10 protein-coding genes are annotated in these 13703 nt (G+C 38.5%); 7 read left to right on the top strand and 3 right to left on the bottom strand.

Annotation, left to right across the window (positions count from 1 at the left end):
• The first annotated feature begins 20 nt into the window (after window positions 1-20).
• Together HY841_15630 and mfd are read left to right on the top strand one after the other, a co-directional pair.
• Entirely contained in the window at window positions 21-2135 is a 2115-nt protein-coding gene (locus HY841_15630; GenBank protein MBI4932189.1) for a tetratricopeptide repeat protein, read from the top strand.
• Window positions 2136-2137: 2 nt separating this feature from the next.
• On the top strand, window positions 2138-5488 hold the full coding sequence (mfd, locus tag HY841_15625) for a transcription-repair coupling factor (GenBank protein MBI4932188.1): 3351 nt from the start codon (window positions 2138-2140) through the stop codon (window positions 5486-5488).
• Here the strand turns inward: mfd and HY841_15620 are convergent, their stop codons facing one another.
• The 3 genes from HY841_15620 to HY841_15610 form a co-directional block, all read right to left on the bottom strand.
• A complete protein-coding gene (locus HY841_15620; protein MBI4932187.1) occupies window positions 5489-5830 on the bottom strand; it encodes a hypothetical protein in 342 nt (113 codons plus the stop codon).
• Between the two features lie 72 nt (window positions 5831-5902).
• Window positions 5903-6265, bottom strand: a complete 363-nt coding sequence (locus tag HY841_15615; GenBank protein MBI4932186.1) for a four helix bundle protein — start codon at window positions 6263-6265, stop codon at window positions 5903-5905.
• Between the two features lie 80 nt (window positions 6266-6345).
• Entirely contained in the window at window positions 6346-7590 is a 1245-nt protein-coding gene (locus tag HY841_15610) for an ABC transporter permease (GenBank protein MBI4932185.1), read from the bottom strand.
• Window positions 7591-7812: 222 nt separating this feature from the next.
• On the opposite strand from HY841_15610, the gene purH reads away from it, so the two are divergent.
• From purH to mrdA, 5 genes are all read left to right on the top strand, one after another.
• On the top strand, window positions 7813-9339 hold the full coding sequence (purH, locus tag HY841_15605; protein ID MBI4932184.1) for a bifunctional phosphoribosylaminoimidazolecarboxamide formyltransferase/IMP cyclohydrolase: 1527 nt from the start codon (window positions 7813-7815) through the stop codon (window positions 9337-9339).
• A gap of 104 nt (window positions 9340-9443) precedes the next feature.
• Entirely contained in the window at window positions 9444-10466 is a 1023-nt protein-coding gene (locus tag HY841_15600) for a rod shape-determining protein (protein MBI4932183.1), read from the top strand.
• 21 nt (window positions 10467-10487) lie between these two features.
• Entirely contained in the window at window positions 10488-11318 is an 831-nt protein-coding gene (gene mreC / locus HY841_15595) for a rod shape-determining protein MreC (GenBank protein MBI4932182.1), read from the top strand.
• Window positions 11311-11823, top strand: coding sequence for a rod shape-determining protein MreD (locus HY841_15590; protein MBI4932181.1), 513 nt, complete (start codon window positions 11311-11313; stop codon window positions 11821-11823). Before mreC ends, HY841_15590 begins: the two co-directional genes overlap by 8 nt.
• The gene (gene mrdA, locus HY841_15585) at window positions 11823-13694 is read left to right on the top strand and encodes a penicillin-binding protein 2 (GenBank protein ID MBI4932180.1); all 1872 of its coding nucleotides are present in this window, start codon (window positions 11823-11825) and stop codon (window positions 13692-13694) included. The genes HY841_15590 and mrdA overlap by 1 nt, the downstream gene beginning before the upstream one ends.
• Window positions 13695-13703: the final 9 nt, after the last annotated feature.

Below are 13703 nucleotides of genomic sequence, written 5' to 3'. Positions count from 1 at the left end.
ATTTACAGTCGATTCTTTTCATGAAGCCAAAGAAGCAAATAAAAGCACAGCAAAAACAAAGCAAGCAATCTACTTTGACTGTGTTTAAACCAAATATCTGGTTAGCAGTTATTTCTGCTGTAGTTGCATTTTGCCTGTACGTGAACACTGTGAAACATGATTATGTATTGGACGATGTAGGAGCTATCACCGGCAATGAGTATGTAATGGAAGGCATCAGCGGCATTCCGAAAATTCTTAGTGTGGGTATGTGGCATTTTGACAATGTGAATCTTGGTTACTATCGTCCGCTTTCAATGATAACTTTTGCTATCGAGAATCAGTTTTTTCCAAAGAATCCTCACGTTAGCCATCTGGGGAATGTGATTCTATACGCAATGACAGGATTTTTTCTTTGCCTTCTCTTAATGAATCTCTTTCGGAACTTTCACCCAATATTTTCTTTTATCATCACGCTGCTTTTCATCGCTCATCCAATTCACACCGAAGTGGTGGCGAATATCAAAAGCCGTGATGAGATTCTTGCTTTTCTGAATCTTATCATCGGAATTTTTCTTTTGCTTTTTGCATACAGGTATCAAAAAACAAATTTCAAACTTATTTTTCTTTCCTGTATTTTTTTCTATTTCGCACTTCTCTCTAAAGAGTCGGCAATGACTGGCTTGCTAATCGCTCCTCTGATTTTATTTTTCTCCTATAATCTCACTATCAAACAAGCGTTGGTAAAAACAATTCCATTTGCGCTGATGATTTTACTTTTCCAAATACACAAATACGAAGTACTTGGAACAGTAACCGGACAAATCCCAAAAGACATTGTGAATTATCCTTACACTGAAGCAGGAACAAAACTTTCTTCCACGTTTTTGATTTTCATGCACTGCATTCAGCTAGTTGTTTTCCCTCATCCGCTTTCGTATGATTATTCGTACAACCAGATTCCATCGGCTGGATTTGGTTCGCCATTGGTTCTGTTTGGATTTCTCATTGCTGTTGTGCTCGCCTACTTCAGTTTCAAAGGACTATTTAAAAAATCTGTTCTTTCTTTAGGAGTTTTACTTTTCTGTGTGATGCTTGCTCCCGCTCTCGCGTTTGTTTTTCTCAGAGGAGGAATCATGGCAGAGAGATTCATGTATGCGCCTTCGCTTGGATTTTGTATTACAATAGTTTTTCTTCTTCTGAAATTTTCAAAAACGAATCTTCATTCTGCAGAAATAAAAATTATTTCTCTTGCGAAAGAAGTGAAATTCATTCTGCCCGTTGGCTTACTTTTTATTCTGTATTCATTTAAAACTATTACCCGAAACCCTATCTGGCACGATAACATGACTTTGTTTTCTACGGATGTAAATTCCTCTCCCAATTCCTGTCAGGTGAGAAGGCATTACGGGAGCGAACTCATCAACCTTGGAATTGCAGAAAAAGACCCACAGAAAAAAACTGAGTGGTTTAACAAAGGCACTGAACAATTACGAGAAGGGTTGCGTATCAATCCACACTTTGGAGATGCATTTTTCAAACTAGGCGTTGCGTATCAAACGGTGAAGGTGAATAATGATTCTGCGATTTATTATTACACACGTGCCATACAGGAAGCGCCTGGTTACGCTATTTCCTACAACAATCTCGGAATTTTATATGAGGGATTAGGCAAGCAGGAACTTGCTTCTTACTATTATAATAAAGCGGTGGAAGTAAATCCGTATTTCCCCGATGGAAAAAGAAACAGTGAGTCACATAAAAAGAAAACTGGACTGGATGTGCGGATGTTTCCTTCTTCCAACAATCTCGATTCACTTTTAATTGCAACCCCTGAAGAAAAAAGAGATTATAATTTCTATTATAAACTTGGAACTGACTATGCTTCGAAGGGAGATTATGTGAATGCGGCACGTTCGCTTGAAAAAACTGTCGCATTAAATCCGGCATTGGTGGATGCTCTTGTTAATCTTGCTAACTGTTACGGCATGTTAAAAAATTATCAGAAAAATATTGAAGTGTTGAATAAAGTGGTCGCACTTTATCCGAACAATACGCAGGCGCTCGGTAATCTTGCAGTAACGTATGAACTTATCGGCAATAAAGATAAATCTGAAGAGTATCGCGATAAAGTGAGAGAACTGACAGGACAATAATTGTGAAATCTGCATTAAATCTTTCTTCTCTTCTGAAAATTTATTTCGGAGATGAGAGAGTATTATCTATTGCGAAACTTTTAGAAGAAAAAAAATCTGTTTCAATCAAAGGGCTTGCAGGTTCTTCACTTTCATTTATCATTCGTGCTGTTTCTGAAAAAAAATCAAGAGTTCATCTTGTAATCCTTCAGGACAAAGAAGAATCCGCCTATATCCTGAATGACTTAGAAACGCTTGGCTCTAAAGCTTTATTTTTTCCTTCTTCTTTCAAAAAACCATATACAATTGAAGATCAAGATACTTCATCCATTCAATTGAGGGCAGAAGTTCTGAATGCACTTCGTTCAAATGAATTATTAATTATTGTTTCTTATTCGGATGCAATAGCCGAAAAAGTAATTTCAAAAGAGCATCTTGAGAAAAATTCAATAAACATCACTAAAGGGGAAAAGATTTCTCTATCGTTTCTCACGGACATTTTAAATGAATATGGTTTTGAACAATGTGATTATGTAGTGGAACCTGGGCAGTTCTCTGTCCGAGGTGGAATTGTGGATATTTTTTCTTTCTCAAACAATGCGCCCTTCCGAATCGAGCTTTCAGGTGATGAAGTTGAATCCATCCGAACATTCGATACAGTGAGCCAGCTTTCGCTTCAGCACTTTGACTGTGCGTCCATTCTTCCGAACATACAAGAAAAAATGTCTGAAGGCAAATCAACTTCCATTATTGATTTCATTCTTGAAAACAAAAATGATTTATGTATCTGGATTGATAATGCACCCCAATCTCTGAATATAATAGACGAACGATTAAAATCACTTTCGGAAAAATCTGATTTGTTTCTCAGCGCAGAAGAATTGAAAAACGAATTTCAAAAAGTATCGATAGTTGAATTTGGAAATTTGTCCTCCTCCGGAGGGGGTGAAGGTGTAGGATATATCAACTTTAATTTCTCCCCTCAACCTTCCTTCAATAAAAATTTCAATTTGCTTGAAGCAAACCTGAAAACGAATTCAGAAAAAGATTTTCAGAATTTTATTTTCTGCGATTCAGCAAAACAATCTGAACGGCTGCATGCAATTTTTGAATCATTAAGCAGTGAAGGAAAAAATTTAGAATTCACTCCGTTAATTTCTTCCATCCATGAAGGATTTGTTGACAATAATCAAAAAATTTCCTGTTACACTGACCACCAGATTTTTGGCAGGTATCACCGCTACAAAATAAAAAGCGGTGGATTCAAAAAAAGCGAAGTGCTCACTATAAAAATGCTGAAATCACTTCAGCCGGGAGATTATGTAACGCATATTGATTACGGCATCGGGCGATTTGGCGGTTTGGAAAAAATTGTGGTGAACGAAAAAGAACAGGAAGCGATTCGGTTAGTTTATAAGGATAACGACACCTTATATATAAGCATTCACTCGCTTCACCAGATTTCAAAACACACAGGGAAGGAAGGTGAAGCACCACGACTTGACAAACTTGGTTCAAATGCATGGACAAATCTCAAGCGTAAAACAAAAAAGAAAGTCAAGGAAATTGCGTTCGACCTCATCAAACTTTACGCGCAGAGAAAACAACAGAAAGGTTTTGCATTCTCTCCAGATAGTTATTTGCAGAATGAACTTGAAGCGAGTTTCATCTACGAAGATACACCTGACCAATTAAAATCCACCAACGATGTGAAACGGGATATGGAGGAAGAATCTCCTATGGACAGGTTAATTTGCGGAGATGTTGGATTTGGAAAAACAGAAATTGCCATTCGCGCTTCGTTCAAAGCAGCCTGCGACAGCAAACAAACTGCCGTTCTTGTTCCGACAACTATTCTGGCACTTCAACATTTCAAAACATTTTCCGATCGCATGAAAGAATTACCTGTAACAATAGATTACATCAACCGCTTCAAATCAGCAAAAGACCAGAAAGAATCTCTGAAAAAACTTGCCGAAGGAAAAACTGATATCATCATCGGCACACATCGCTTGCTTGGAAAGGATGTAAAGTTCAAAGATTTAGGATTAATGATTGTGGATGAAGAGCAGAAATTCGGAGTAGGTGCAAAAGATAAACTAAAACTTCTAAAAGCAAATGTAGATACACTCACGCTCACTGCAACTCCTATTCCGCGCACACTCCAGTTTTCTATGATGGGTGCGAGGGATTTGTCTATCATCAACACGCCACCGCCAAACCGTTATCCTGTTCACACAGAACTACACCAGTTCAATGAAAAAATAATTAAGGAAGGAATCGAATATGAATTGCAAAGAAGCGGGCAAGTATTTTTCGTTCACAACCGGGTCCAAAATATCGGGCGCTATGCTGAACTCATTCAAAAACTTTGTCCGAAAGCGAGAATGCTAGTTGCTCACGGACAATTGAAAGGCGAGACGCTTGAAAAAGCAATGATGAATTTTGTAGAAGGAGAATTTGATGTGCTCGTGTGTACTACGATTATTGAATCCGGATTGGATATTCCAAATGCGAACACGATTATTATTAATGATGCACAGAATTACGGGTTGAGCGATATGTATCAGTTACGCGGGCGAGTGGGTCGCTCGAACAAAAAAGCTTTTTGCTATTTGCTAACGCCTCCATACGCCACGTTAACTAACGAAGCAAAAAAAAGATTGCGCGCCATTGAAGAATTCTCCGAACTCGGCAGCGGAATTAATGTTGCTATGCGAGATTTGGATATTCGCGGAGCGGGAAATCTATTGGGAGCAGAGCAAAGCGGGTTCATCACTGAAATCGGCTATGAGATGTACCAAAAGATTTTGGATGAAGCGATGGCGGAACTGAAAGAAGAAATGCAAGAGACGAAGGACGAAGGACGAGAGACGAGGGAAAACTTCACCCGACACCCGACTCTCGACTCTCGCCCCTTCACACGTGATTGTGTGATTGATACTGATTTATCCATTCTGATTCCTGATGAATATGTTGAGAACATTGCTGAACGTATTGCATTGTATCAGCAGTTAGACAACAGCAAAACAGAAGAAGACCTCACTGCTTTTGAAAAACAATTGCAGGACCGGTTCGGAGAAATTCCATCGCAGACAAAAAAACTCATCATTGTTGTCCGGCTGCGATGGCTGGCGATTGAACTGGGTTTTGAAAAACTTTTTTTGAAAAATGGAAAGCTTACGGCATGGTTTGTCTCAAATAAAAACTCCCCTTACTATCAAAGCGAAACCTTCTCAAAAAATTTGCGGTTCGTGCAGAGTAATCCGAAAACCTGCACGATGAATGAGGGTGAAAACAAACTGACGTTGAAAGTTGAGAATATAAAAGATATTGATGGAGCGATGGAGATAATGAAGAGAATGAAAGATTAATTACAGTTCCTCATCCATCCTCCTGTAATAAACCAGGAAGAAGATTGTGAAAATCACAGAGAGAACAATTCCCATATAACTCACATCGTCAATCAGGATAGAGAAAATTATTTTGGCAAAGAACGCGGAAATAAAAAGATGCACTCCCCATCGTTTCATGTGCCAGATTCCGATGAAAGAAATAAACTGAATCGCCACAATAATTCCATAAATCGCGGGAGCCCAGTCAGAGATTTTCTTTATAAAAGGAGAAAAAACAAAAATGAAATTCAACAAACTCCATAAAATTCCTATGATGCAGATGATGGTGAGAATGATCGGGCGTTTTCTTACTATTTCCATAAGTTTAAATTCCAAAATACAAATAACAAATCACAAATAAATACCAAATATGAAAATCCAAATTCAAAACAATCAAGATTTATTGATAATGGTTGAAAAAATCTTTTTTAATTGCACTGCTTCATCTTGTAATAGCCGTCCCTCTTTTTCAAACTCAGAAGAATTTGTTTCATAAATCAATCGCAAGAAATAAGCGCTTTCCTTTGATTCCTTTCTGGAAATTTTAATTCTCATGCGAAAATCTTTGTCGCTTAATGCTTCATTCGCTTCTATATAATTTGCGCCAACAGAACCAGACGCTCTGATTATTTGTTTTCCGTCTTCAATGTTAGCTGTTGTTTTAGGAAGATTTTTTACATATAGCCTAACTCGCTTTGCAAACTGAAAAGTTCTTTCTTCTAAATCATAAACTGGCTTCTTTTCTTCTTTTAACATTTTGCTTTTTATTGTTTGAATTTTTGTATTTGGGTGTTGGAATTTATTTGTGATTTGATATTTGCTATTTGGTTCTTGCGCTAATTTGTGCGTATTGCTTCTACAGGATCTAGTTGCGAAGCGTTGTAGGCAGGCACGAACCCCGAGACAACTCCAATCAACGCGGAGATTGTTAAACCAAGAATAATGTTTGATTGCGTGAGATTCACTTCCATTTCCATTAAACTTTCCACTATAAAAGTTCCTCCGTAAATCAAAAGAAGTCCGATAATTCCTCCTATGATGGAAAGCATTATCGCTTCAGCAAGAAATTGCAAGAGTATAAAATAATTTTTCGCACCAAGAGATTTCTGAATTCCAATAAGGTTGGTTCTTTCCTTTACAGACACAAACATAATATTTGCAATTCCGAATCCGCCAACTAAAATTGAAAATCCGCCAATGATCCATCCGGCAATTCCAACTACATTAAATAAATCTCCGACTTGCGCAGAGAGCATAGATGTTTGATTCAAGGCAAAATCATCTTCAGCAATGGGTTTCAGTTTTCTGATTCCGCGCATGATTCCTGTAAGTTCATCAATCAACTCATCATTTGAAACTCCCTGCTTTGCTTTCACGAGAATCACCGGTTCAAATCTATCACTACGTAAATCAACAATGTTGCGCGCGTAATTTATCGGAATGAGAACTTGAGTATCAACATTGCTTCCTATCATGCTCTCTCCTTCTTTTTTCAAAACGCCAATTACTGCCAATTTGCTATCGCGCACTTTTATTGTTTTACCGATGGGGTCTTCGCTCTCAAATAAACCCTCTGCGATTGTATTCCCTATGATGCAAACGGCTCTCCCGCTTGATGATTCCGTTTCGGAAAAATATCTTCCATTCACGATTTCAAATGAACGAATCTTATCATATTCATGCGACACACATTGCAAATCAGAATTCTCCACGCTGTTGCTTCTATACTTTGCAGTTCCTCTTGCTGAAACCATGAAAGCAAATGACTCACCTTTCAGGCACACTCTCCGAACTTCATCCAATTCACTGATGTTCGGTACTGGGCGATTCATGTATTTCCACCAGGGATAATCCGGACCGAAAGTCCATGGCCATTTCTGAATATAGATGACGTTATCGCCAAGCGATTTTACACTATCGCGCAGTTTGAATTCAAGTGAATCCGTCATTGTGAAAACAGAAATGATGGCAAAAATTCCAATAGTTATTCCAAGCAGGGAAAGAAAACTTCTCAGCTTGTTCGTCACCAGCGCTTGTATGGCGAAGAGAAAACTTTCTTTGAAGAGAGTAAGAAAAAGCATTCTACTAAATTATGCCGAAGGCATCCCTTCGGGACTAATTGGGTGCGAATATACTAATGAAGGCAAAACCCACTTAGATTAGTACATCAGTAAAGATTCGTACTTTAGTAGCAGGTAAAATCATACTTTTGTTCTTCGAGATGCAAACGGATAAAAGGACGATTCAGACAGATGAATTTTTTCCGTATGCATCCGAATAAATCTGTTTGAATCTGTATTTAAATGAATAAAAAAATAAAAAGCGCTCTCATATCCGTTTTCTATAAAGACAATCTTGAACCGATTGTAAAAAAACTAGAAGAACTTGGCGTAACAATTTTCAGCACGGGCGGAACGCAGGAGTTTATTGAGAAACTTGGAGTGCAAGTTACGTCCGTTGAAAAGCTCACTTCCTATCCCTCCATTCTTGGCGGGCGTGTGAAAACCCTTCATCCAAAAATTTTTGGTGGAATTCTGAGCCGAAGAGAAAAAAATGAAGACGCTTCCCAACTGGAAGAATACCAGATTCCTGAGATTGATTTAGTGATTGTGGATTTGTATCCGTTTGAAGAAACCCTTTCAAAAACAAAAGATGAAAAAGAAATTATCGAAAAGATTGACATAGGAGGAATTTCTCTCATCCGCGCTGGCGCAAAAAATTTTAATGATGTGATAATTGTTCCTTCAAAAAACGAATACGGATTCCTCCTGAAAATTCTGGATGAGAATAAAGGAGTTTCATCACTTGAAGACAGAAAATATCTCGCTACAAAAGCGTTTGGAGTTACTTCGAAATATGACACTGCCATTCATTCTTACTTTACTGGAGAACCAAAGCTTACAATGTCGAATATGAACGGTACCGCTTCAAAATCAAAAATACTTCGTTACGGAGAAAATCCTCATCAGAAAGGAACCTTTTATGGTGACTTTGAAAAAATATTTTCTCAGTTGAATGGAAAAGAACTTTCATACAACAATCTTTTAGATGTAGATGCTGCTGTAAACCTTATTGCTGAATTTTCAGAAACCACTTTCGCTATTCTCAAACACAATAACGCCTGCGGACTGTCTTCACGTCCGAAATTAGTTGAAGCATGGCAAGACGCATTTTCTGGCGATCCTATTTCCGCTTTCGGTGGAGTCCTGATTACAAATGCAAAAGTAGATGAAGAAACTGCTCAGGAGATAAATAAGCTTTTCTTTGAAGTGATTATCGCGCCAGCATATGACGAAAATGCACTGAACATACTCAAGCAAAAACAAAACAGAATCATTCTGATTCAGAAATCAACCGAACTTCCTTCAAAAATTATCCGTACAACTTTGAATGGATATTTAGAACAAGACAGAGATTCAAAGATTGAAACTGAATCAGACATGAAATCAGTTACAAAAAAAATTCCTGCGAAAGAGGAGTTGATTGATTTGGTTTTCGCTAATAAAATTGTGAAGCATACAAAATCAAACACGATTGTCTTAGCGAAGAATAAACAACTCCTTGCAAGCGGAGTCGGACAAACTTCTCGCGTAGATGCGCTTAAACAGGCAATCCTAAAAGCAAAAACTTTCAGATTTGATTTGAAAGGAGCAGCGATGGCATCGGATGCTTTTTTCCCATTTCCAGATTGTGTTCAGATTGCGCATGAAGCAGGAATCACCTCTGTTGTTCAGCCAGGAGGTTCCATCAAGGATAAAGATTCGATTGATTGCTGTGACAAAAATAATATGGCGATGGTGGTAACTGGCACTCGCCATTTCAAACATTAATCTGTTAATAAGAAAGTCATTAGTCATTATCCTTTAGTCATTAGTAATCGCAAATTTGAGTTATGAATTTTTAAATTGTAAATTGTAAATCGTACATTCTTTCTATGGGCTTTTTTAGTTTCCTCACACAAGAAATAGCAATTGACCTCGGAACGGCAAACACGGTCATCATTCACAACGATAGAGTAGTGGTTGACGAACCTTCTATTGTTGCCATAGAGCGCAATTCAGGAAAAGTGATTGCGGTCGGCAAGCTGGCAATGCAGATGCATGGAAAAACTCACGAGAACATAAAAACTATTCGTCCGCTCCGCGATGGAGTTATTGCCGATTTCAACGCAGCAGAATTTATGATTCGCGGATTGATAAAGATGATAAATCCCGGTAGGAGATTGTTTGCTCCTTCACTTCGTATGGTTATTTGTATCCCTTCCGGAATCACGGAAGTCGAAAAGCGGGCGGTAAAAGATTCTGCAGAGCATGCTGGCGGTAAAGAAGTTTATCTCATTCATGAGCCGATGGCTGCCGCACTCGGTATCGGCATTGATGTGGAAGAGCCGATGGGAAATATGATTGTGGATATTGGTGGTGGAACAAGCGACATTGCAATCATTGCGCTTGGCGGAATTGTTTGCGATAAATCCATCCGCATTGCAGGTGATGAACTCACTGCTGATATAGAAGATTACATGCGCAGACAACATAATATTCTGATTGGCGAACGCACTGCGGAAAGAATCAAGATTGAGGTTGGTGCTGCCATCCCCGAACTAGATAATCCCCCTCCTGATTATCCTGTTCACGGAAGAGATTTGATGACAGGAGTGCCGAAAGAAATTTTTGTTTCCTATTCTGAAATTGCTCATGCGCTTGATAAATCCATTGCGAAAATTGAAGAAGCGATTCTGAACGCGCTGGAAATTACTCCCCCCGAATTGGCTGCTGATATTTACCGAACAGGAATTTATCTTACAGGAGGCGGTGCTTTGCTTCGCGGGCTTGATAAACGAATATCTCTTAAGACAAAACTTCCTGTTCATGTGGCGGAAGATCCACTTCGCGCGGTTGCGCGCGGAACAGGAATTGCACTGAAGAATGCAGATAAATTTCCGTTCCTGATCAGATAATGAAAACCATTATCGAATGAGATGCGAAATCTAATTCTCTTTCTCACCCGAAATTATTACATCATACTTTTTCTTTTTCTCGAATCGTTCTCCGTTTATCTTGTGATTCAGAATAATCATTTTCAGCGTGCGCATTTTCTGAATTCATCCAATGCAATTGCGGGAAATATTTATGAAACTTATTCTGGCTTCACGGATTATTTCGGATTGAAGCAAGAAAATAAAAAACTGGCAGAAGAAAATGTGATACTAAGGAATCAGCTTAGCAAATCGTTTATGCATCAAAGCAATACTCCTGTATCTGTAAAAGACTCATTACTCAAGCAGCAATATTTTTATCTCATTGCAAAAGTGGTGAACAATTCAACCAACCGCAGAAAAAATTATCTCACGCTCAATGTTGGTTCAAAGCTGGGAGTAAAAAAAGAAATGGCTGTTATTTCCAGCGATGGAATTGTAGGAATTGTCAGGGATGTATCAGATAATTTTTGCTCTGTCATGTCGCTGCTTCATGAGAACACGCGTATTACTGTAAACATAAAAAAGTTTGGAGAAAACGCTATTTTAACTTGGAGCGGAAATGATGAATGGCATGCGGAGATGGAGCGAATTCCTTCTCACCTTGAACTTGCAAAAGGAGATACAATTGTAACAAGTTCCTATTCTTCTATCTTTCCTGAAGGAATTATGGTTGGAACTGTTGAGGAGTTTGAAAAGATTGCGGGCAATACTTTTTATGATGTTACAATAAAATTATCTACCGATTTCAATCGCTTATTATACGTGAATATTGTGAACAATCTAATGAAAGAAGAACAAACAACTTTGGAAAAAAACGCTCAGCATGATTAACGAAGTAACAAGAAATATTATTCGATTTCTTTTTCTTCTTCTGTTTCAAGTTCTCATCCTGAACAATATCCAACTGAGTGGTTACCTCAATCCTTTTCTCTATGTGCTCTTCATCCTTATGCTTCCATTTCAGACAGCCGATTGGCTCGTGCTTCTGCTTGCGTTCGTGCTCGGCATCAGTATTGACATGTTTGCAGATACAGGGGGATTGCACGCTGCCTCATCCGTACTCATGGCATTTCTCCGTAAGCCCATTCTGAAATTAATTTCTCCGCGAGATGGCTACGATGTGGTGCAAAAACCAACTATTCAGCAATTCGGTTTCGGTTGGTTTTTCTCGTATGCTGGAATTTTAGTTCTGGTGCATCACTTATTTTTATTCTACATGGAGATATTTTCCCTCTCTGAATTTTTCTCCACTTTCTTCCGGGTAATTCTCAGTTCAATATTCACGCTCACACTTGTTTTTATCAGCCAGTTTTTCTTTTCTAATTCTAAATCGTAATGACTTCGCAGTACTCCGACAGACAATATGTCATCATTGCGATTTTTTCTTCCATTATTATGATTTTTCTTGCACGGCTATTTTACATCCAGATAGTTGACGATCAGTACAAACTCACTGCGCGCAATCAGGCGTTTCGCTACATGACCGATTATCCGGCTCGGGGAAATATTTTTGACCGAAAAGGAAAACGACTCGTGTATAATCAGGCGGCTTATGATTTAATGGTGATTCCTAAACAGGTAAAAGATTTTGACACCGTAGATTTTTGCAAAACACTTGGAATAGATAAAATAACTTTTGAAAAGAAAATGCTAAAAGCAATACTGGCGCCTAATTCCCCTCTGAAGCCGTCTGTATTTGAAAAAGAAATTTCCGTTGAACATTCCGCCATTCTTCAGGAAAGGTTATATAAATTCTCAGGATTTTTTCTTCAGCCTCGAACGCTCAGAAAATATCCCGACCCTATTGCAGCCCATCTACTTGGTTATGTGGGCGAAGTTTCAGAAAAAATTACGGATACAAGTATTTATTATAAAGATGGTGACTACATCGGCATCAGCGGAATGGAAAAAGCATACGAGATTCCTTTACGAGGAATAAAAGGAATACATATTGAAGTGGTGGACGTACATAACCGTTCTCAAGGGAGTTACATGAATGGAATCTATGATACGATTGCAAGTGCGGGAAAAGATTTGGTTTGCACTCTTGACGCAGCTCTGCAGGAGTATGGAGAAAAACTGATGCAAAATAAAATCGGAAGCATTGTCGCCATTGATCCGTCCACAGGAGAAATTCTTGCGTTTGTTTCCAGTCCGAGTTATGATCCTAATCTTCTCATAGGCAGCACGCTTTCGAAAAATTTCAGAGCACTTCAGCTGGATTCTATGAAGCCGCTGTTCAATCGTGCGTTAATGGCTTCTTATCCTCCCGGCTCCACTTTTAAACTTATCATGTCGCTTGTCGGGCAAAATGAAAAAGTTCTTTTTCCAGGGACATCCTATTTCTGCGCGGGTGGATTTAATTATGGTGGCGCAAAACAATTGAAATGTGATGCAAGTCATGGGTATTTAATTCTTGAACCAGCTATTCAGCATTCGTGCAACACTTATTTCTGTCACGTATTCAAAAGCGTGATGGACAACAAAAAATATAAAACCATGGAGGCTGTGTTTTCTGTATGGAGAAATTATATTACAGGTTTCGGAATAGGAGCGCATCTTAATTCAGATATTCCTAATGAACTTCGCGGATCACTGCCAACCATTCCTTATTACAATAAAATATTCGGAGAGCACCGATGGCATTCTTCCACTATTATTTCTCTCGCCATCGGGCAGGGGGAAGTTGGAATCACTCCATTACAAAATGCAAATGCTGTTTGCATCATTGCAAATAGAGGATATTATTTTATTCCGCATACTGTAAAAGCAATTGACAGAAATGAAAATGATCCATCCCTCGATAGATTTAAAGAAAAACATTATACACTTGTTACAGATACTTCTTACTATAGTATAGTGATTGAAGGCATGAGTCAAGCCGTTAAAAACGGAACAGCAGCTGCCTCAAAAATTTCAGGAATCGAAATGTGCGCAAAAACCGGAACAGCACAGAACCCTCATGGAAAAGACCACTCGATGTTTGTATGTTTCGCTCCAAGAGATAACCCAAAGATTGCAGTAGCCGTGGCAGTAGAAAACGGTGGATGGGGTGCACAATGGGCTGCACCAATCGGAAGTTTGATAGTTGAAAAATATCTGACAGATTCAATAAAACGTCCTGAAATTGAAAAAAGAATGTTGGAAGGAGATATGATTCATAAAAAAGAAAAGGAAGAAGATAAATCTCTTACAGGAGATGAATAATAATTTATA

This window comes from Bacteroidota bacterium (assembly GCA_016213405.1).
Taxonomy (GTDB): domain Bacteria; phylum Bacteroidota; class Bacteroidia; order Palsa-948; family Palsa-948; genus Palsa-948.
The sequence above is the reverse complement of the archived record's forward strand: the minus strand, read 5'-3'. Positions and strand labels throughout refer to the sequence as shown.

Bases quoted from the DNA above. Each gene is read 5' to 3' on its own strand.
- HY841_15630 (MBI4932189.1), top strand. From the start codon at position 21: ATGAAGCCAAAGAAGCAAATAAAAGCACAGCAAAAACAAAGCAAGCAA.
- HY841_15620 (MBI4932187.1), bottom strand. From the start codon at position 5,830: ATGGAAATAGTAAGAAAACGCCCGATCATTCTCACCATCATCTGCATC.
- HY841_15615 (MBI4932186.1), bottom strand. From the start codon at position 6,265: ATGTTAAAAGAAGAAAAGAAGCCAGTTTATGATTTAGAAGAAAGAACT.
- HY841_15610 (MBI4932185.1), bottom strand. From the start codon at position 7,590: ATGCTTTTTCTTACTCTCTTCAAAGAAAGTTTTCTCTTCGCCATACAA.
- purH (MBI4932184.1), top strand. From the start codon at position 7,813: ATGAATAAAAAAATAAAAAGCGCTCTCATATCCGTTTTCTATAAAGAC.
- HY841_15600 (MBI4932183.1), top strand. From the start codon at position 9,444: ATGGGCTTTTTTAGTTTCCTCACACAAGAAATAGCAATTGACCTCGGA.
- mreC (MBI4932182.1), top strand. From the start codon at position 10,488: ATGCGAAATCTAATTCTCTTTCTCACCCGAAATTATTACATCATACTT.
- HY841_15590 (MBI4932181.1), top strand. From the start codon at position 11,311: ATGATTAACGAAGTAACAAGAAATATTATTCGATTTCTTTTTCTTCTT.
- mrdA (MBI4932180.1), top strand. From the start codon at position 11,823: ATGACTTCGCAGTACTCCGACAGACAATATGTCATCATTGCGATTTTT.